General features: G+C 49.5%; 14 protein-coding genes. 3 read left to right on the plus strand and 11 right to left on the minus strand.

Going from position 1 to position 19,095, the window contains the following annotated elements; genetic code table 11:
- Positions 1–73 precede the first annotated feature (73 nt).
- Complete coding sequence (locus U0358_RS12970) at positions 74–562, minus strand: DNA-binding protein (protein ID WP_322406545.1); 489 nt, start codon at positions 560–562, stop codon at positions 74–76.
- A 191-nt stretch (positions 563–753) separates the two neighbouring features.
- Here U0358_RS12970 and U0358_RS12975 point away from each other — a divergent pair, with 191 nt between their 5' ends.
- Entirely contained in the window at positions 754–1,422 is a 669-nt protein-coding gene (locus U0358_RS12975; RefSeq protein WP_322406546.1) for a hypothetical protein, read from the plus strand.
- Here U0358_RS12975 and U0358_RS12980 read toward each other — a convergent pair.
- The 8 genes from U0358_RS12980 to U0358_RS13015 form a co-directional block, all read right to left on the minus strand.
- On the minus strand, positions 1,419–1,817 hold the full coding sequence (locus U0358_RS12980; protein ID WP_322406547.1) for a type II toxin-antitoxin system YafO family toxin: 399 nt from the start codon (positions 1,815–1,817) through the stop codon (positions 1,419–1,421). The two genes, U0358_RS12975 and U0358_RS12980, sit on opposite strands and share 4 nt — an antisense overlap.
- The gene (yafN, locus tag U0358_RS12985; protein ID WP_322406548.1) at positions 1,814–2,107 is read right to left on the minus strand and encodes a type I toxin-antitoxin system antitoxin YafN; all 294 of its coding nucleotides are present in this window, start codon (positions 2,105–2,107) and stop codon (positions 1,814–1,816) included. The genes U0358_RS12980 and yafN overlap by 4 nt, the downstream gene beginning before the upstream one ends.
- A gap of 101 nt (positions 2,108–2,208) precedes the next feature.
- On the minus strand, positions 2,209–3,261 hold the full coding sequence (locus U0358_RS12990) for an alpha/beta hydrolase (protein WP_322406549.1): 1,053 nt from the start codon (positions 3,259–3,261) through the stop codon (positions 2,209–2,211).
- A 203-nt stretch (positions 3,262–3,464) separates the two neighbouring features.
- Entirely contained in the window at positions 3,465–4,319 is an 855-nt protein-coding gene (locus U0358_RS12995) for an HNH endonuclease (protein WP_317497753.1), read from the minus strand.
- Between the two features lie 43 nt (positions 4,320–4,362).
- On the minus strand, positions 4,363–6,303 hold the full coding sequence (gene recD, locus U0358_RS13000) for an exodeoxyribonuclease V subunit alpha (RefSeq protein ID WP_322406550.1): 1,941 nt from the start codon (positions 6,301–6,303) through the stop codon (positions 4,363–4,365).
- Positions 6,300–10,001, minus strand: coding sequence for an exodeoxyribonuclease V subunit beta (gene recB / locus U0358_RS13005; protein WP_322406551.1), 3,702 nt, complete (start codon positions 9,999–10,001; stop codon positions 6,300–6,302). Before recB ends, recD begins: the two co-directional genes overlap by 4 nt.
- A complete protein-coding gene (recC, locus tag U0358_RS13010) occupies positions 9,998–13,465 on the minus strand; it encodes an exodeoxyribonuclease V subunit gamma (protein ID WP_322406552.1) in 3,468 nt (1,155 codons plus the stop codon). Before recC ends, recB begins: the two co-directional genes overlap by 4 nt.
- 90 nt (positions 13,466–13,555) lie before the next feature.
- Complete coding sequence (locus tag U0358_RS13015; RefSeq protein WP_317497757.1) at positions 13,556–14,452, minus strand: glycosyltransferase; 897 nt, start codon at positions 14,450–14,452, stop codon at positions 13,556–13,558.
- Between the two features lie 182 nt (positions 14,453–14,634).
- On the opposite strand from U0358_RS13015, the gene U0358_RS13020 reads away from it, so the two are divergent.
- Positions 14,635–15,249 carry a LysE family translocator gene (locus U0358_RS13020; RefSeq protein WP_322406553.1) on the plus strand — a complete coding sequence of 205 codons (615 nt, stop codon included), beginning with the start codon at positions 14,635–14,637 and terminating at the stop codon, positions 15,247–15,249.
- An 86-nt stretch (positions 15,250–15,335) separates the two neighbouring features.
- Positions 15,336–16,445 (plus strand): sensor domain-containing diguanylate cyclase, encoded by a 1,110-nt coding sequence (locus U0358_RS13025; RefSeq protein ID WP_322406554.1) that lies wholly within the window; start codon positions 15,336–15,338, stop codon positions 16,443–16,445.
- On the opposite strand, the gene U0358_RS13030 is transcribed toward U0358_RS13025, so the two are convergent.
- Both U0358_RS13030 and U0358_RS13035 read right to left on the minus strand, forming a co-directional pair.
- On the minus strand, positions 16,442–17,200 hold the full coding sequence (locus tag U0358_RS13030; RefSeq protein ID WP_322406555.1) for a tetratricopeptide repeat protein: 759 nt from the start codon (positions 17,198–17,200) through the stop codon (positions 16,442–16,444). The two genes, U0358_RS13025 and U0358_RS13030, sit on opposite strands and share 4 nt — an antisense overlap.
- Positions 17,173–19,044, minus strand: a complete 1,872-nt coding sequence (locus U0358_RS13035) for a DUF885 domain-containing protein (RefSeq protein WP_322406556.1) — start codon at positions 19,042–19,044, stop codon at positions 17,173–17,175. Before U0358_RS13035 ends, U0358_RS13030 begins: the two co-directional genes overlap by 28 nt.
- Positions 19,045–19,095 lie beyond the last annotated feature (51 nt).

Below are 19,095 nucleotides of genomic sequence, written 5' to 3' on the forward strand. Positions count from 1 at the left end.
GCAAAATGTCTTCGTTTGTTTTTTTCAGTTACTCACAGCAAAACAAATTTTTGCGGGTTTGCCCAGAAAAACCTCAATAAACCCGCCGCTTCTGTTGCTCGTAATTGAGTGTCATAGCGGCTTTCGCTAGTTCAATTTCACATTCTGGAATATCGCGTAGCTTTTCCTGACGGAAATATTCAAGCAGGTGGCACAAATGCCAAAGTGACGGGTTGCCCTCATGCACCGGTAGTGGAAACTTCTCCAATTCCAGATCCCGTACTTTCCGCAGATATTGCCTGCTCATATCGAGTTGCTCACCAGCGCCTGACAAGCCAACCAAATCCGGGCCTATTTCAACCAGCTTAGCTTGAGGGATTATTTTTTGAACATCAGATAACGCAGAGCGAATTGCCTCTGTTGCATTATTTGATTCACGTACAAAATTTAACGCCAATCGACCCGCAACTCCCACGCCAATAATTGCATCATCACATCCGCCGGCAAAAATCTGGTTGCTAAGATCATCTGTCTTCAAATCTGTAGGGATGACAAACTTCAGCGTAAAGTCATATTCATTCATTGTCGTCACCTCCTTTAATCATCTCAGTAACAGAAGAATAGAGCTCCACTCTGAGGTTGTCAATTGACAACCGGAGATTTAATGGCACACCTCTTGCTGTTTCTTTTCCAAAAGCATCGTTAACGCGCAAATTGCGCATAAAACAGGCAAGCTTTTGCCACCCAGCAGGCAACTTTTGGTATGGAGGAATCATGAACATTAACTCACTAATCAACAGCGTAAGCCAGTCAACACCTGCAATGGCTAAAAACGAAACCAATCAAGGACCGCTTGATAACAAGGCTGAACAGAAAAAAGCACAAGAAGAAAAAGAGACATTAATAGAGAAAGCTTATCGCAGCATGCTGCTGAACCGGATGGGTGTTGATACCGAAAGGCTCGAAGAAATTGAAAAGAAAATTGAAGAGCTAGAGAGTCAAGACGACCTGAGCAAAGATGACAAAGATAAACTGGAAAGTCTGATGTCCGCGCGCGACCAGCTGTTTGAAGAAGCTATGCGCCGCCAGGCTGAAGGCGGCAATGACGGTAAGCAACCCATTAGCCCCGGCGATATCCAAAAAATAATAACCGAGGACTTTAACCCACGGGAAATATCACCTAACGACATGAGTAAGCTTGCAAACCAGTTGTTTGAGGCCGGTGCAATTAGCGCACAGCAACGCAATCGCATGGATTTTCACACGGCTAAAACCGACCAGCAAAACACCTTAATGTCCGAACCTGAGCAAATTGACCCGGATGAACCCATGAACTTTGTGAAGCATTGGCAGGATCGCGTCAAAGCCAACGAACACTTCGACGCGTCACCACAAGAAAAGGCATTAGCCCAGGGTGTATTGGACGTTTTGCGGCAAGTCTAATACCGATTACGGAATTTTTCTGCCATTGTTCCTAGAGGTAGCATGATCGCACTGCTCCATGCTTTGTTGTGAGCAGGAGGATCAAGAATTATCATAAGCAAATAGCAGCTGGGCGTCATAGCTGCCGAACAATAGACTAAGTGCGTATCACTTTTCTTAGCAAACTGAATGCAATGCAAAGGCCAAGGCTCATCGGGATCTTGTAGATGCAAATGCATTACTTCATTGTCACGAAGAACCGGAAAGGTATCTGGGTGATCGTAACGTTCATCGCGCCCGAACAGGTCAGGCACGCCCTCACCACTTTTATAACGCTTAAAGTCTTTTACTAATGCATCCAGTTCAATATCAGTTAATTGCTGACGAATCTGTTTGCTTTTAAAAACCCGAATCACTCTTCAAAGTCATCCAGATCAGACTTTTTCGCTTCATCTAAAAGCTTCTCTGCGTCAGCGCTAATAGCTTTTAGGCGCGCTGCTGTCGGCCTAAAAAGGGACTCTACTTTAGGGTTACAGGCTTCCAACTGGCGCACCATGGCTTCAAATAACTCGGCACCCACCATATAACCAGCGGTTTTATTGTGGGAAAGTACCGCCACAGGCTCAGCTTCAAAATACTGGCAGGGGTGCTTGCGCACGTCACTGGCAGATACCGTTTTTTCAGCCAATATAGTTTGTGTGTTCATACTTTACCTCACCACTTTTATACCTATTGACTAAATTATAGCCATAAAAAATACGCAATTACAAACAAAATAATATACATAAATATGTACAATTTAATTTTCTATCTGTTTTTCAAATCACTATTCTGTGCTTCAATTTCACTGATGTACTTTGACTGATGCTCGCGTGCGAGCTGCACGGCTTTATTCGAAGCCTTTAGCGCACTCTCGTTGTTGTCATTCATTGAATAAACCGTTGCAAGGCTGTCCCATAAAATTTCGGACTGGTCGAAGACCTCAACGCCTTTCTCCAGAATTGCCTGTCCCCAGTCAACTTTGCCTTCATAAGCGGCCTTTAAGCCATAGACGTTGTACTGGTGAACCGACATAGGAAATTCGTAACCCACTGTCTTTTCGTAATCAGCGTAGAACGCCTGCAACTGCTCCAGCGACTTAATCTCAATGTTAGGTACCGCATTAAATCCACGAAAAACGGATTTAAGCCCCTCGACATTGCCGATTAGTGGCGTGCTGTCATGGGTTTCGCTGGGGAACTGCTTTGCTTCCCAGTCAAAAGCCGATTCCGGCTTCGCTTCCAGCACGTTCAATAAACGCTCATAGCTCTCGGCCATTTCATTGGGCTCATTCGCCATACTGACAAACCAACGTACCGCCGGTTTTTCTGCCTCTTGCTCTGCCACTTTTATGTCTTTTATAAGCGCAAAGTCATCCCACCAAAAGCTTGGACTAACCGATATTGCAGCGTTGATAAAATCCGAATGGTGAGTCGCCAGATAACCGGTGTAGAGCCCCGACAGCGAGTGCCCGGTAACCACCGTATAAGGCGACACTCTGAACTTTTTCTGCAACGCTGGCATCAGCTCATCTCGCAAAAACTGGGTGTACTGCTCTGCACCGCCAGAGCGGTCAGCGTAGGCCTCCATTTTGGTGTGAGTAAAGCGCTTTAAGCGGTTCTTAGCACTGACCCCAACAACAATCATTTCCGGCACAATAGAAAACGTACTTAAAAAATTAACGTTGCCCGCTATGTGCTCAAACTGCGTTGAACCGTCCATAACCAGCAGCACCGGATACTGGAAACTGTCTGAATGCTCATAGCTTTCCGGTAAAGCAACCCGCGCCGTTATCCCTTCATCAAGGAGCTTAGATTCCATAGTGAAGATTTCGGACGCGTGCACGCTGGCAGCGGTGAATAGAACAAAAAGACAGACGAATGAATGGGTTAAGCTTTTAAAGGAAAGGGCCATGAGATCAGTAAGTTACTGGGTAGTGAGGGTATATTAGAACTATTTGGGGGCGGGGGCAATTGGGGAGCGGAGATGTAGATGTGCTACCTAAGCCTCTTAGTTATTCCCTTCTAATAACTACGAGTCTGCTTAAAAATCGTGTCCCTATGGTATTCGAGATAATCATTGGTTCTTACAGGAAGTTCTCGCAGCTCCATAGCGGTATCAATTCCTAACTTCTGATATTCCCAAGGAGACAATTGATTAGAAAGAACAATTTTTCTGTTCTGTCGAAATGTAACTATCCCCTCATCAAACAATCGGTCTAATGCAGGAGTAAGAAGTAAACCATTATATGCATCTAGCCGCTCACCGTCTGAGCTCTTCGACCATGGCTTAATATGAGATGCTAGCAACACTTCCTTTTTCCCAACTCCCGTTACCGCGCACGACTTCCACTTTTTCATCAACTGTCGTCTAAAGTGTCGCTGACCTACCCGAGCATCGATTATCGTTTCTCGTGTAGTATCTAAAGGTGAGCCATAGAGTTCAATTAAAGACTCTTTTAACTCCTTTTCATCAGATGACTCATATTGATTTATTAAAAATTGAAATTCACTCGGTTTATCTTCCTTTTCTTTGAACTGGATTAGAGTCAGCAGCCCCTTGTAAGTGAAAGCATCACGATGGTGATCTCGGTAAAACAAGTGAACTTCATCAGAGTTTACGTGAACATTCGCTATTCTACTGTCATTTGCGTGCCCTTTTTCTCCTTCCCAGTAAAGCACATCGCCTAATATATGATCATCATAAGGTGTCGAGTCGTCACGCTTATTGTGGGTCACAAACAGAATAATAATATTCGCATTAGCCGGCGTGAAAACGCCTCTAGCTATAGCTTGTGGCCCACCGAGCCCCCATATATCAGCTAACTGAGGCCGCGTGTAGGCTTTATTAATCCCAATATTTTTGAAAGAAATAGGCAACGGCACTAACCTTAGAGTTTGTACGAAATATCTTACCTAGAAATTAGCATGCTTTATTGTTTAGTCCTAATGCAAACCTACCCACCAAACTCAACCGCTCCTTAGCCCGAGTAATCCCGGTATACAGCAGTTCTTTGCTTAGCACAGGACTGTCGTGATCAGGCAGTACCATCACGGTGTGTTTGAATTCGGAGCCCTGAGACTTATGTACGGTCATAGCGTACACGGTTTCTATGTGGGTGAGGCGGCTGGGCAGTACCCAGCGCACGCCTTTATTTTCAGACTTGTTGACCTGGTCGGGAAAGGCGACGCGCAGGTGCCCGTGTTCGGGGTCTTTAAAGGTTAGGCCAATGTCGCCGTTGTTCAGCTTCAGTCCGTAGTCGTTTTTGGTGACCATAACGGGCCGGCCTTCGTACCAGGTGTTGGCGTTTACGCCGAGTATGTCGCCGACTTTTTGGTTAACGGCTTTTACGCCCCAGGGCCCTTCGCGCAGGGCGGTGAGGATTTGGAAGTTCCCTAGGCTTTGTAGGGCTTCCTGGGCAACTTCGTTGATGTTGTTGGCATCGGTGGTGGTTTCGGTATTGTTCCTGACGTGGAACGTCAGGCTACCCGAAACCGCAAGGTTTCGTTTAACCAGAGCTTCGAAGGCTGGGTCGTCTAGGCTGCTGACTTCATACAGGCTAACCGGGTAGTCTTCATCGGCGTTTTTGGATTTTTCGAGTTCCTGTTTTGTTGCGGCGTTGTCTTGTCGATTAATGGCGTTGGCCAAGTCGGCGATAGGGCCTTTAAAGCGATAACTTTTGCGGAATTTCACCACGTGTTGTAGGCGTTGCTCGCCGTTGTCGTCTAATAAGTCGTCTGGGAACTCGGGTGTATCGGCGACTTGCTGCAGCCACCGAGCGGTTTCTGTGTGGTAGCGGCCTTGGTCCGCGCCTTCACACAAATTGCCTAGCACGGCGCCGGCTTCTACGGAGGCAAGCTGGTCTTTATCGCCAATGAGCACCAAGCGCGCATTTTTGGGTGTGGCTTTTAGCAGCGCGGTCATCATTTCAATGTCTATCATTGAGGCTTCGTCGACTATCACCACGTCGGTGCGCAGTGGGTTGTCGGCGTGGTGTTTAAAGGCGCGCGAGTTCGGTTTTACACCCAGTAACCGGTGCAGGGTTTTACCTTCAGGTTTTATTGAATCTAAGGCGCCTTTCAGGCTGGCGAGCTTTGCATCACCCCGCAGCCTATTCAGCTCGCTTTCTATCGATTCGGTCAGCCGCGCGGCGGCCTTACCGGTAGGCGCTGCCAGCGATACGCGCAACGGCGGTAAACCCAGAAATAAAGTCTGATGCTGCAATGCGGTTAACAGGCGCACCACGGTGTAGGTTTTACCGGTGCCAGGCCCGCCGGTTATGACGCTAAAGCGGTTACGCACGGTATTGGCGCAGGCCACGCGCTGCCAGTTAATCTCATCCGTCTTTTCACCACCGGCTTGAGCAAACAACTTGGCCAACGTGCTTTTCAGTAAGTCGTCATTAGTAACCGGGCGATCGCTCATGCGCGCCTGCAGGTCACGCTCTATAAAGGCTTCGTACTGCCAGTAACGGCGCAAATACAGTTTGCTGCCACTTAACACCAGTGGCTGGTTGCCTTTACCGTCGGAATCGACGCACTGGCTTTGGGTTAATGCCGCTTCCAAACCGGTACCAAACTGACGGAACAACTCACTAGGGGCAAGGCAGTTCGGTGAATAGCGGTTCTCGGGTGGTAAATTCAGCACGGTCTCGGGTTCTTTCTGTAACGCTTTTATATCAATACTGGTGTGCCCGCGCCCGGCTTCGTGCGAGGCACACAGGGCTGCCAGTAATACCTCACTGCGCGTTTCTCCGGCTTGCTGCAAAAACTCGACAAAGGCCAGGTCTATAGAGCGTATCCAACCGGCATCGCGCCAGTCACGCAGGGCTTCAAATAAGGTGTTTGAGGTTACTTCTGTCATACCGACTCCTTATCTGAAAAGTCCCTACCCGCAAATAGCGCGTCCAACTGCTCTATCAGTTCCCTTGGCGGCCGGTCGCAGAACGCACCACCAGTTTCCGCCCGGTGGCCCCGCAAGAACAGATACACGGCACCGCCTACATGGGTGTCATAGTCGTAGTCGCTGCCCAAGCGCGCTTTTAACAAACGATGCAGTGCCAGCGTGTAAATGACGTATTGCAGGTCATAACGGCTGTGCAAAATTTTCTCGCGCATGGCTTGCTCGGTGTAGGCGTGGTCGTCTTCGCCCAGCCAGTTGGATTTATAATCCGCCACGTAGTATTTACCGTTATGCTCAAACACCAAATCGATAAAGCCTTTGAGCATGCCGTTCAGCACATTAGGTTCCAGTGCCGGGCGTTCATGCCCCGGCAAAGTGTGTTCGCGAACCAGAGCATCCAGCCTCTGAGCGTTAACCTCGCTGGCACCGAACCAGAATTCCGGCTCGGCTTTGTATTGGTCCAGAGCGCTTAAGCTGATGCGGTCACCACTGTCGTTAATGGGGAATTGGTTATGCAAATAGGCGTCCAGCCAATGCTCCAGGCTGTTTTGATGTTCCTGCCAATAAGGGCTGACACAAAAACCCTCTACCAGCTCGGTACGCTCGGCAGCGTCACCGGCTATTTGCGCAAAACCCATATTGGCTGACTCTTCCAGTAGGTTATGCAAAAACGTACCCGGCCCCGCGCCTTTGGGTAAGTGATGAATGCTGTCCGGACTCGGCTCGGTGGCACTGGCAACTTCCGCGTCATCATCGTCGCGTTCATCTAGCAGGTTCATTTCGTCGGGCGACTGCGGTGCCTGCACACTTTTTGTCACTGCACCTTCGTACTTCAGCGCACTGTAACTGGCCACCCACCAGCGCTCCAGCTTGCGGTCTGAGGGCATGCTGCGCGGTGTCAGCTTCGGCGCTGTTTGCTCCTGTTCCAGCGCTCGGACCAAAGGCTCATCGTCTTCCAGTCGCGTTAATTGCGTGTGCGGTGCCTTTTGCCAGCGTTCGCTGACTTCGTTGTACAACTCATCGGTTAGTGACTCGCCGCCATTCAGCAGATAAAACAGCGGGTTGTTGCGATGCTCTTTAACCGCTTCCAGCGCAATAAAGGTCGCGTATTGCGCGCGGGTAACGGCCACGTACATTTTGCGTAAGTCTTCGGCGAGGATCTCATTACTCAAACGCTGTTTGTTGTCGTCATCTTTTGACCACAATACTTGTAGCTCGCCGTTTTCATCGTGGTACACCGCCGGCGGTTTTATCCGGTAGGCTTCTGCCTGGGTGTACGCCACAAAGGGCATGAACACCAACGGGTACTGCAGGCCTTTTGACTTGTGAATGGTGATAATTTTTATCAGTTCGTCGTCGCTTTCTAAGCGCAGTTGCTGCTCGTCACTCTGAGTGCGGCTGTTACTGCCAAAGCCATGTCGTTCGTTCACTTGCTCGGCAAAATGGTTCACCAGTGCCGGAATGCCATCCAGTACCAGACTCTGCTGTTGCAGCAGCTCGGCAATATGCAGCACGTCGGAAAGCTGGCGTTCGCCGTGAATACGATCTTCCAGCAGCTTGGCCGGCACCTGATGGTCGTGCAGCAGGCTGTGCAACATGGCCAGCACACCCTGTCGCTGCCACTGGTCGTGATAACTTAAAAACTGCTCTACCCGCTCTTCCCACTCGCGTTCGTGGCTGTGAATATGTTCCAGCTCACTCAGCGGCAGGCCAAGCAACTGCGTGGCTAAAGCACTGCGTATCAGCGACGGGTCTCGCGGTTCGGCGCAGGCACTCACCAGCGCCAGCAGGTCTTTGGCAACGCGCTGCGCAAATACCGACTCCCTGTCTGACAAGTAAACGCTTTTCAGTCCGCGGTCGCTCAGCGCCTTTTTAATGGCGTTGGCTTCGTTAAAGTTGTTCACCAGCACCGCAATGTCACTGGTTTTTACGCGTTGTTCGAGTTTATCGTCTTCATTGTAATACCCGGCCTGCGGATCATTAAGCAGGGAGGCAATCAAGTTAGCGTGATGGTTCGCGGCAGCGCGGAAAAACGTGTCTTTATTGCGTTTTTCTTCACCGGACACCGACCACAGAAGCGCCGGTGCGGTTTTTAAATTGCTGGATAACAGGCAATGTTTGAAAGTGCGCTTCAGCCCATTTGCACCCACCGGATTAAAGGGCAGCTGATTTTCTGCTTCGGTTTTAAACAGAAAAGCACCGAGCGGCAGCTCTTCGTCGCGCTCAAACAGGGAATTAACGCTGTCCACCATCGCCTGCGATGAACGGAAGTTTCGCGCCAGATTATAATGCCGGCCTTCGGTATCACGCCGGGCTTTTAAATAGGTGTATATATCGGCGTTGCGGAAGCTGTAAATGGCCTGTTTCGGGTCACCAATAAGGAAAATACCGGTGCCCGGATGCGGCTCCGCTAAATTATAAATGCGGTTAAAAATCTCGTACTGAACCGGGTCGGTGTCCTGAAACTCGTCCACCATGGCTACCGGATACTGCTTACGAATAGCGGCTGCTAAGGCCTCACCACTGGGGCCTTTCAGCGCGTCACGTAAACGGGTGAGCATGTCATCGTGACCCATTTCGGCCCGCTGGTTTTGCAACTCGGCAAAGCGGCTGCTGACCCAGAAAGCGGCGTGTTGTTTTACTTTGGCCAGCTCTTCCTGCTGCTGCACCTTGCTGCGCTTAATGCGATCCTGCAGCTCACCTAACACCGCCCAGCTTTGGGGCATACCGCCAAGTTTGGCATCGGCAAACTTTTGTAACTCATCGGTGCTTATGTTTTTCCAGTTAGCTGCAGTAGCTTCGGGCTCAACTAGGTCAGGATCGCCGCACCAGTCCGCAAATTTCTGAAACTGCTTAAGTTTGGTTGCTGCACCCTTAGCTTGCGAGGTTTTATCAACCAGTTCCTGGACAATAGGTGCAACTTCCTGCTTTATAGCAGCCATTCGTTGCTGATGCGCACTTTCAGCTTCTTTCAGCAGGCTGTGCAAGTCACCGTCGACTGGCGCCTGCCCGCTTTTGCTTAAGCTATAAGTGAGCCCTAACAAGGCTTCGGGTGATTTAAAATCTTCCAGCAATCGGGCACTAAGCTCGGCATCCGCCGGGTAAATAAAACGTCGGAAGTAATCTTCAGCGGCCTGCAGGCGCAGCTCTTCGTTGTCGGTTTCAACGTCCTGACTGAACAAACTGCCGCTGGCAAAAGCGTGTTCTTTCAGCATCGACTGGCACCAACCGTGGATGGTTTTCACCGCCGCTTCGTCCATGGACTGCGAGGCTAAATCTAACAGTCGCGCCAGATGCATCAGGTTTTGCCCCTGTGCCGCGCAGTCTTCGCGCAGACTGGCTAAGAAGGGGTCGCCTTCTACGGCTTCCGGGTCACGGAAGTAGGCGGCGGCTTCCGCCAACCGCGCGCGAATACGATCGCTCAGCTCTTCAGTGGCGGCTTTGGTAAAGGTCATGACCAGAATGTTTTTCGGCACCAGTTCGCGCTCAAACCCGGTTTCTTCCGCACCATTATGCGAGCCATGGCCAATCACCAAACGCACATAAAGCGCAGCAATGGTGTAGGTTTTACCGGTACCCGCACTGGCCTCAATGAGTCGGCTGCTGTTCAACGGAAAGTCGAGCGGGTTCTCTAACGTATGAGAAGGCAAATGACTCATGATTTATCCTCCGGCACGAGAGTTAAGCGCATGGGGTCATAGAGTTCGTCCATAAAACGGCGGAAGTGCTTTGATGCCTGAATGGCTTCGTAACTCTCGGCAACGCGCCCGCAATAATCGCTTTTGGTGACCAGCGCCGGGTCTTGAAACCCTTCTTCTTCGTATTTCTGCCTCGCCGCTTCATGCGCCAGCGTTTCATCCTGCTCTTTCTTGTCCATTGCACTTAGCCAGGCCATGCCCACATCCAGATGCATGGGCTGCGGCTGCTGTACCGACAGGGCAACCAGCTCCAGTATTTGTTCCAGTTGTTGCACCGCAAGTTCAGCCGGCACTGGTGCCACTTGCAACTGACACCCGCCTTTAGACACAATTAGAAGCCGGGTGGGTTGCTGCAAATTCAGCAACAACAGGCCAAGGTAATAGGCGCTGGCGTGTTTCCAGCCGCCACTGTTTATGCCTTTACCGTTTTTAGCCGCAATGTTGCTGGCAGAGGTAACAACCCATAGCCGCTCGCCGTTCTCATTGCTGTGCAGCCCGGTTACCGTGTCATCAATAGTCAGCCCGCCATGCTCAAAACCAACCTCGATCGGAAACTCATTCACACCCGAGTAACCGGCAATGCTCTGCTGATAGGTTTCCAGTATCTCCTGCGACTGCTCCAACAACTGAAACCCGTTTTGCTCGGCTATTGCGCCAATACCTAAAGCCCCTTCGCGCTTTATGCGGTTCAGCTCTTTTAGTAGCGCGGCTTCAATGCTAGCCCCTCCCAGCAGCGCTCGTTTTCCCGCATCCACTAAGCGCGTTGTTAACGACCAGCTTTGCAGGTTATCCATCACAAAAGCTTCGCTGTCGTCCAGGTCTTCGCTGTTGCGGCTAAAATAGGTATCCAGCCGCCAGTTAAAGTACAGCCGCGCGGGCTCTTCAATAAAGCGTTTAATGTCGTTAATGCTCAGAGTGCGTTCCAGTTCGTCGTCCGTGGCAGTCGCCGAGCCCGTGCTGCTAGTAGAAGCCACAGCGCCCTGGTGCGCCTGTGCCCATTCACTGGCATAGGTAAAGTAGTCCGGGTCTTCCTGATTAAAATAATACGGGTTAAACGGCTGTAATTTGTGTTCAACGGTCAGGCTGTTGATATCCGCGTTCCAGCCTTGCTGCAGGTGGTCACGCAATTGCGCTACCAAAACCGACGGCGTACGCTCGCTATTGTCTTTGGCACTGTAGCCCACCCAGCTTAAGTAAAAGCAGTCACGGGCTGAAAGCATGGCTTCCAGGAATAAATAGCGGTCATCGTCACGACGCGAACGGTCACCGGGGCGGTAACGGTCGGTCATTAAATCAAAGTCGACACGCGGTGTTGAACGTGGGTAATCACTTTCGTTCATACCCAGCACACACACGTATTTAAACGGAATGGCCCGCATGGGCATTAAGGTGGCAAAGTTCACCGCCCCAGCCAAAAAGCGTTGGTTCAGGTTCTGCTGATCGACGCGCTCCAGCCAGGCGTCTTTAAATATGGGCAGGCGCAGTTGTGATTCGTTATCCGCTTCTACGCAAATGTCCCGCAGTTGATACAGCTCGTCACCCAGCTTGGCTAACAGTAAGCGATCACTGTCTTCTTCGGCCTCGAAAAACTCTTCCAGTAACCACTCGCCCTGAGTGACCCACTCCGGCAAGGTGTGTTCACCTTGCGCCTGCTGCCACCATTTTTCCAGCGTGCGCACCACGTCTGCCAGGCAGCCCACCAGTGCGGCACTTAGCCCAGCCACTTCGGTATAGGGCTCGACGTCTGCCCATGGCGAGTCACTTCCTGAGCTAACGTCGGCCAAATCACCCATGGCGTAACCCGCTATCATGCGCTTTAAGCCGAACCACCAGCTGTTGGTTTCTTCCGCTTCCGGCATATAGAACTGGCCGCGTTGCTCAGCATTTAGCCCCCAACGTGCCCCGGCTTCTTTTACCCAACGCTTCAACTGCGGCAGGTCATCGTCACTCATATCAAAGCGTTGCTGCACCGCCGGTACCGACAGTAAGTTGAATAAGTCAGTCTGGGTAAAACGCAGTTGATCAACTTGCAGCAATAGTTCCAGCGCTATCATTAACGGCCGCTGATGGCGCTCACCCTGGTCGGCAATGGTATAAGGAATGGCACGCGAGTCACGTTCGCCAAAGCGGTTGTGGTAGCGGCCAAATACCGCGTCAATGTATGGCGCGTAGGTGTTGACGTCGGGCAGCATCACCATAATGTCGCGCGGTTTTAGTTCCGGGTCTTTTGCAAAGGCATCCAGTAGCTGGTCGTGCAGCACTTCCAGTTCCCGTTGCGGGCTGTGGCAGACATGAAACTGTAATGACTTATCCGCAGCATTAGGCGCTGGCCAAAGCTCGCGGGTTTCCTGTACCGGCCGCAGGTTTAAAATGTCGTCCTGCAGCTGAGCCAATAAATGGTTGGTGTTATGCGGCTCAAACAGCTCCAGCTTAATAGTGTTAAACGCTTCCTGTTTGGCCAGGGTTTCGTCGTATAAATCCAGCAGGCGAATGTAGTCCCGCCCCTGCTTACCCCAGGACGCCAGCAACGGATGCGCCAGCTGATGCAGTTCGTCGTCGTTCGGGTCGTCGGGCAGCTCGGGTTTGTGTTTTAACCGCGAAGAGGCCTTTACCGCCTGCCGCAAGGCTTCTTTACCATCGACAATATCCGCCCAGTGGTATTGCGACGGGTTATGCACACACAACAGAATTTGGGTGTAGCCTTTTATGGCATCCAGCACCTGCAGCATTTGCTGCGGCAGCGAGGAAATACCAAACACCACCACCCGTGGCGGCAAGCCTGCAGGACGTTCAGTTAACGCCTTTGCCGTATCAATAAAGCGTTGATGCAGCTCGGCCCGGTTATTCCAGTAGTCATCTATGCCAATGTCGTTACTGACTGCGCGCCACAATTCCGGCTGCCACAACTGTTCGGCTTCAACGGGCTGTTCCTGCTCCAACACATCCTGACCACGCACCCAGTTATCCAGCCAGTCGGCACGATACACCGCGTACTGATCAAACAAGTCAGCCAGTCGGCCACTCAACTGATACAGCTTGCGGCCGTCGTTGTCGTCGGAGGTGTAGTGCTTAAGCGGCGCAAAGTGTGGGTTGTGCTCAATTAGCCCGGGCAACAAGCGCATTAATCGCCAGGTTAAGCGGTCTTTATCAAAAGGAGAGGTTTTGGGAATGTCGTTGCCGAGCACCGAGCGATAGGCTTTCCACTGAAACCGTGCCGGCAGGGTGACATCTATCATGGCAGCAATGCCGCTGGCCTGGGCTAAGTTAATTTTCAGCCACTGGGCAATACCGTTACTCTGCACCAACACAGTTTCCTGCTCCAGCGGCGCCAGCGGGTAGTTTTGGGTGAATGTAACCGCCACATCGGTTAAGTCTTCCAGCCGATGTCCATGCGCGACAATAAAGCCGGGGGTCAATTCACTCACTCGCTGCTCTCCCTGTAGGGTTACTGTAAGACATCCATCCTAATCAATAGGGAATTATCTTACTAGTTATAGAGCAACTTATCGATGCGCTTATTTGGTCAGTAACTTGTCTTTGGCCTGACGGTTGGCCTTGCGCATTTCGGAAAAGGCCGAGTCTTTTTTGTAACGGCCTTTTTCTACATGGCGGATAATGGATACGTCTTCTATATCCAGCGGCTTTCCGTGCGTGCCCAGTAACCAGCGAAACGCTCTGTCTTCGTAGGCTTTAGCCCAATGGTCTTTCGGCTCCTGATAACAACTTGTCTGTTCACAATAACCATAACGGCGGGCGGTATCACCGTGAGTAATTTGTACGGGGCCCGTTGCTTTACTGAAGGTGTGGTGGTTATAACCCGCTTTTTCCAGGCATTCATCTGCCGAAATTTCTTTGCCGTTACACAGAACGTCGTGTTCTTTGCTTAACAAAGCCGTACGCGCCACTTTTTCAGGGAACACCAAAATACAAGACTCTTTGCTTAGAGCTTTTTTCAGACTGGGAAAAGTATTCTCTCCAAACATCAAATCGCAGTCGGTAAACCAAATCCAGTCGGCTTTGGTTTCTTTCGCGGCTTTATTACGGCCAATAGCGCGTCGCATTAAATCGTTCTTGTTAAGCGCAACGAAGTTCCACTCGATATTATCAATTTTCTTACTGGCATATTCTTCAATTAAAGCAACGGTGTCTTTGTCTTCCGGACAGTAAAAACCGGTAAGAGTCACTTTCAAATCTTTCGGTGCGTTCTCAACCAACGACTTCAACTGGTACACGAATAAATGCGAATAATTCCAGCAATGACTGACTATTTCGATATGCTCTGGAGGACTGGTTATATCATCAATTTCTGTAGATTGGGGAACATCGTAAAACCAACTGGCAGGAAAAGGGCTGGAAACTGCAAATCGTAAAATGAATTCTTTACTCTGCTGTAGCCAATTTTGTGTCGCCATTAAGTTATTGCCCCATTTTCGTTTTTTAAAAAGAATGTGATATTTTCGACACAGGCTACAGAACATTAGTTCACTTTGTAACCTTTATATTATTAATGTAGCTTGAAATTGTTAGATTTTTATTATTAGCAATTAACTTTAACGTCGCTTCATATCCGCTAAGAAGTCAACAGGGCCTGCTAATGGAAATCTTTATCGCGGTATTTTTCTTTGCTTTCTCAACCACCATAACGCCGGGTCCTAATAACATTATGATCATGTCGTCGGGGGTAAACTACGGAGTTAAAGCCAGCCTGCCGCACTTCCTGGGCATTTGTTTTGGTTTTCCGGCGATGGTGCTGGTGGTTGGTATGGGCTTCGGTTCAGTATTAGAACAGTTTCCACTGCTACACCAGCTGATAAAAGTTGCCGGTACACTTTATTTGCTATGGCTGGCCTGGGTTATTGGCTCACAAACACCAAAAACAATTGAAAAAGGCGACCGCAAACCCCTCACTTTCTGGCAGGCTGTGTTGTTTCAATGGGTTAACGGTAAAGCTTGGGTTATGGCGACTGGTGCAGTTGCGGCGTTTACTACCGTAACTGGAACGCTTTGGTCCGAGGTAATAGAGATAACAGCCGCCTTTTTAACTGTAGCCTTCCCTTGTGTAGGAATTTGGCTCATTGCAGGCGCCGGACTGCGTCAATTGCTGACCAACCACACCGCACAAAGAATTTTTAATATTTCCATGGCCTTACTACTGGTCTTTTCTGTGCTTCCTGTCGTAGAGGATATATTGCAATTTTATTTTGTTTAAACCCTTATTGATTTAACATAAAAATAACAATATAAACTAAACTCGTTAATGGTTACTTAAAAGTTAAAACAGCACAGGGGTGAGCTATGGATTTAAAATCTGAGCAAATATCTTTTGATCAGCTTATCTCTGAACTGTCGACCCGTCTTATTAACAGTGAGCCTGCCGAAACTTACGAATGCATAGAAGAAGTTATTGCTGCCATAGGTAACTATACCGAAGCGGATCGCTGTTACGTATTTGAGTTTGATGACCATATCGAGAATATGAGCAACACTCACGAATGGATCCGGGACGGCAATAAAGCACATATCACCGAGTTACAGTCTGTAGCTTTACAAGACTTACCCTGGTTTTTTAAAGAAATTAAAGCACACCACAAATTTATTGCTAACGATGTTGAACAGTTACCCGCGGAAGCTGCCGCTGAAAAAGCCGAATTTGACCGCGAAAAAATTCAATCCGTCATCTGTGTTGGTTTGGTAGCTAATCAGAATCTGCTAGGGTTTGTCGGTTGTGACATGGTGCGGCATAAACGTCACTGGGAGGCTGTTGACATACGACGCCTTGGTCTGGTCGCGGACATGATAGCAAATACCCTTGAGCGGCAACGCACCTACGCTGAACTCATTCATACCCAACGCCAACTAGAAAAGGCCAACCGACTTTTGCAGGCACAAGTTGCGCAAGACGGCTTAACCGGCATAGCTAACCGCCGCGCTTTTGATGAGCGTATTCATAACGAGATACAACGAGCATCGCGTCATAAAACACCATTAGCTTTGCTTATTATTGATATTGACCAGTTCAAACCATATAACGACCACTATGGGCATTTGCAGGGTGACCAGGCTCTGAAGTCTGTTGCTGACGCCATGTTTGATCAGTTACAGCGGAATACCGATTTTCTGGCACGTTATGGTGGCGAGGAGTTCGTTGCGGTTATTTCGGCTACCGATGAAGAAAAAACGAAAGAAAGTATGAACCAGCTGTTAGAAGCTGTACGGAAGTTGAAGATAAAACATAAGCCCTCGGAAGTTGAAGATTATCTAACCATAAGCATTGGGGGCTACATTCTTAAGCCCGGGGCCGATGAAAGCACCGAGGACTTAATTGCCTGCATGATATCTAAAGCAGACTCAGCGCTGTATCGCGCTAAGTCTGATGGTCGCAACCGGGGTTACTTAGACACTTAGTTCCAGCCGGACAGCTGTTTCTGAAGCTCTTTATCGTCAACCTTTTTCAGGTTGGCAATAACCTGCTGAGACTGCTCGTCATTGCCTTTCAGGGCAAGCAGTTGAGCTAACCGAAAGTTTGCCCAGTGGGCTTTTGGCGCGCTGTCCGGTAATTCAGCGTCCAAATATTGTTGCAGTGCCTCAATACCTTTATCCAGGTGTTCTTCCGCCAAAACAGAGGTTTTACCGAATTGGTATAAAGCCATTACAGGAGCTTCACCTTTTCGCGATTCACCCTCAGCCGCTTGTTCAAAAAAAGAGAACGCTTTTTCATAGTTCCCGTCTTTTTGTTCCTGAAAGCCAAGATAAACCAGAACGTCGGCGTTATTCGGATGCTCAGCTAAAATTTCATTCACTAGCGTCCGCGCCTGCTCGCCTTTTTCATGATGTTGCAGGTACTTAACTCGGGCAAATGCCCCTTCCACCGCATCGATTTCTCTCATCGCCTCAATTTGCGCTAATGCTTTTTCGTCATCACCACCGGCTATTGAAGGTGCCATCATATAAAACTGCAGTAACGCCGTGCGATATTCCAGCGAACCAGGCTCAAGCTCTACGGCTTTTTCGAAAGAGTCGACAGACTTTCCGGCATAACTGAGCGCACTGAAAAAAGAGTCCTGCGCCTGCTGGGCCATAACAACACCTCGTATATGCCAGGCTTCAGCATTCTCGGGCTCATTCTCCTTAGTTAGGCTTTTTTCTGTTCTTCTACCCATTGCTCAACACGACGCTCCAGAATGTGCAATGGCAGTGCGCCACCACCAAGAACGGTGTCATGGAAACCACGGATATCGAACTTGTCACCCAGAGCTTCTTTGGCTTCTTCGCGCAGTTCCAGAATTCGGATCATGCCAATTTTATAAGCGGTTGCCTGACCCGGCATAACCAGATAACGACGAACTTCTGAACGCACAGCCCCTTCAGCAATTGGGGTGTGCTCCTGGAAGTACTTAACCGCTTCTTCTTCAGTCCAGCCTTTAGCATGCATGCCGGTATCCACAACTAAGCGCACGGCACGCCAAATTTCCGTGGTTAAGCGGCCAAAGTCAGAGTAAGGGTCTTCATAGGCACCCATTTCCTTGGCTAACTGCTCTGAATATAAACCCCAGCCTTCGCTATAAACCGTAAAGCCAGCCTGAGTACGAAACTCCGGTACGGACTCCAGTTCCTGCGCAATGGAAATTTGCATGTGGTGACCCGGATTACCTTCATGATAAGCAATAGCTTCCATCTCATTTTTCGGCATCGAGCTCATATCGGACAAATGCGCATAGTAAATACCCGGACGATCACCATCAGGCGAACCGGGGTAATAGTGCTGGGCGGCGCCGTCTTGTTCGCGGAAGGGTTCAACGCGTTTTACTACCAAATCGGCTTGCGGCAAAATACCGAAATATTCCGGCAGCTTCTCATTAATGTAAGCCAGATATTCACGCGAATCTTCCAGATACATCTCTGCGCCTTCGTCGTTGTTCGGGTAGAAGAAGCGCTCATCAGTACGTATATAATCGAAAAAGTCCTGCAAATCGCCGTCAAATTCGACTTTCTCTTTAATAGCTATCATTTCATTAGTCAGACGCTCGACTTCACTCAGGCCAATCTCATGAATTTCATCGGCCGTTAAGTCGGTGGTCGTATAGTTGGCTAAACGGGCATTATAGTAAGCTTCGCCGTTTTCCAGACGATGCACGCCGGTTGCGATTTCGTCGGTGTTTTCAATGTCACTTTCCAAAAAGCTAATAAGCGCTTCGTAACTTGGCTGGAAACGTTCTAGTAGCACTTTACGCACTTCTTTTTCGTATTTGTCGGCCTGCTCAGCGGAGATCGCATCACTTTCCTGAAGAGAGCTAAGTTTGTTCTTAGCATCTTCGAGTAAACTTGAGTCGCTTTCTTCGTCAAACGGCGCGCCGGAGATCAGCCCTTTGGCTTCTTTAATAATTTGCTCGTACGCAAAACGCGGCGCTCGAACACCATTCTCTACTTGCTGTTCAGCACGCTGCAATAATTGCTCAATAGCCGTTGCCCCGCCTTCCAGACGGGAAATATAAGCTTCCATGTCTTCGGCATCATCAACCCGGTGAAAGTTAATTAAAAACTGCGGCAGGAAGGTGTGCGCACCACGCATTTGGTCAAATACGTAGTCCATGCCGCGGAATTCAGCATTACGCTTGGCTTGTTCGTATTGATAAACCCAAACGTCGTAAGACGTCTGAGCTTCAAGGTTTAGCTTGTTGTAGTCAAAGTTCGCTTTCAGCTCTTCAACGGTTGCTTCCAGCCAATCTAACTGCTTTTTCTCTGCGGCTATGGTCATATCATCAATGTCGCCGTAGCGATCTTTACGGCCCAGGAAAGTCATTTGAATGGGGCTTTGCTGAAGTTGTTCTTCGTATTTTTCCTCAAACCACTGATTCAGACGTTCGGTTTCAGATTGCGAGCTTTGCTCAGTCTGTTTAGGTTGCTCAGCAGCCGTTTGAGAATTTTGGCCAGAATTGTTCTCTTGCGGTTGCCCACAAGCCGTTAATAAGCCCAAAACAGCCAGGGCGACAATGGAATAACGCATAGCAGTGTCCTTTATTCTTCTTTTGATACAGGAAGAAAAACTATAGCGTGC

Source organism: Idiomarina sp. PL1-037 (assembly GCF_034422975.1).
Classification (GTDB): domain Bacteria; phylum Pseudomonadota; class Gammaproteobacteria; order Enterobacterales; family Alteromonadaceae; genus Idiomarina.

What these genes read in the sequence shown, in the direction of transcription:
- U0358_RS13015 (WP_317497757.1), bottom strand. Translation starts at nt 14,452, where the DNA reads ATGGCGACACAAAATTGGCTACAGCAGAGTAAAGAATTCATTTTACGA.
- U0358_RS13020 (WP_322406553.1), top strand. Translation starts at nt 14,635, where the DNA reads ATGGAAATCTTTATCGCGGTATTTTTCTTTGCTTTCTCAACCACCATA.
- yafN (WP_322406548.1), bottom strand. Translation starts at nt 2,107, where the DNA reads ATGAACACACAAACTATATTGGCTGAAAAAACGGTATCTGCCAGTGAC.
- recB (WP_322406551.1), bottom strand. Translation starts at nt 10,001, where the DNA reads ATGAGTCATTTGCCTTCTCATACGTTAGAGAACCCGCTCGACTTTCCG.
- recD (WP_322406550.1), bottom strand. Translation starts at nt 6,303, where the DNA reads ATGACAGAAGTAACCTCAAACACCTTATTTGAAGCCCTGCGTGACTGG.
- U0358_RS13025 (WP_322406554.1), top strand. Translation starts at nt 15,336, where the DNA reads ATGGATTTAAAATCTGAGCAAATATCTTTTGATCAGCTTATCTCTGAA.
- U0358_RS12990 (WP_322406549.1), bottom strand. Translation starts at nt 3,261, where the DNA reads ATGGAATCTAAGCTCCTTGATGAAGGGATAACGGCGCGGGTTGCTTTA.
- U0358_RS12970 (WP_322406545.1), bottom strand. Translation starts at nt 562, where the DNA reads ATGAATGAATATGACTTTACGCTGAAGTTTGTCATCCCTACAGATTTG.
- U0358_RS13035 (WP_322406556.1), bottom strand. Translation starts at nt 19,044, where the DNA reads ATGCGTTATTCCATTGTCGCCCTGGCTGTTTTGGGCTTATTAACGGCT.
- U0358_RS13030 (WP_322406555.1), bottom strand. Translation starts at nt 17,200, where the DNA reads ATGGGTAGAAGAACAGAAAAAAGCCTAACTAAGGAGAATGAGCCCGAG.
- U0358_RS12975 (WP_322406546.1), top strand. Translation starts at nt 754, where the DNA reads ATGAACATTAACTCACTAATCAACAGCGTAAGCCAGTCAACACCTGCA.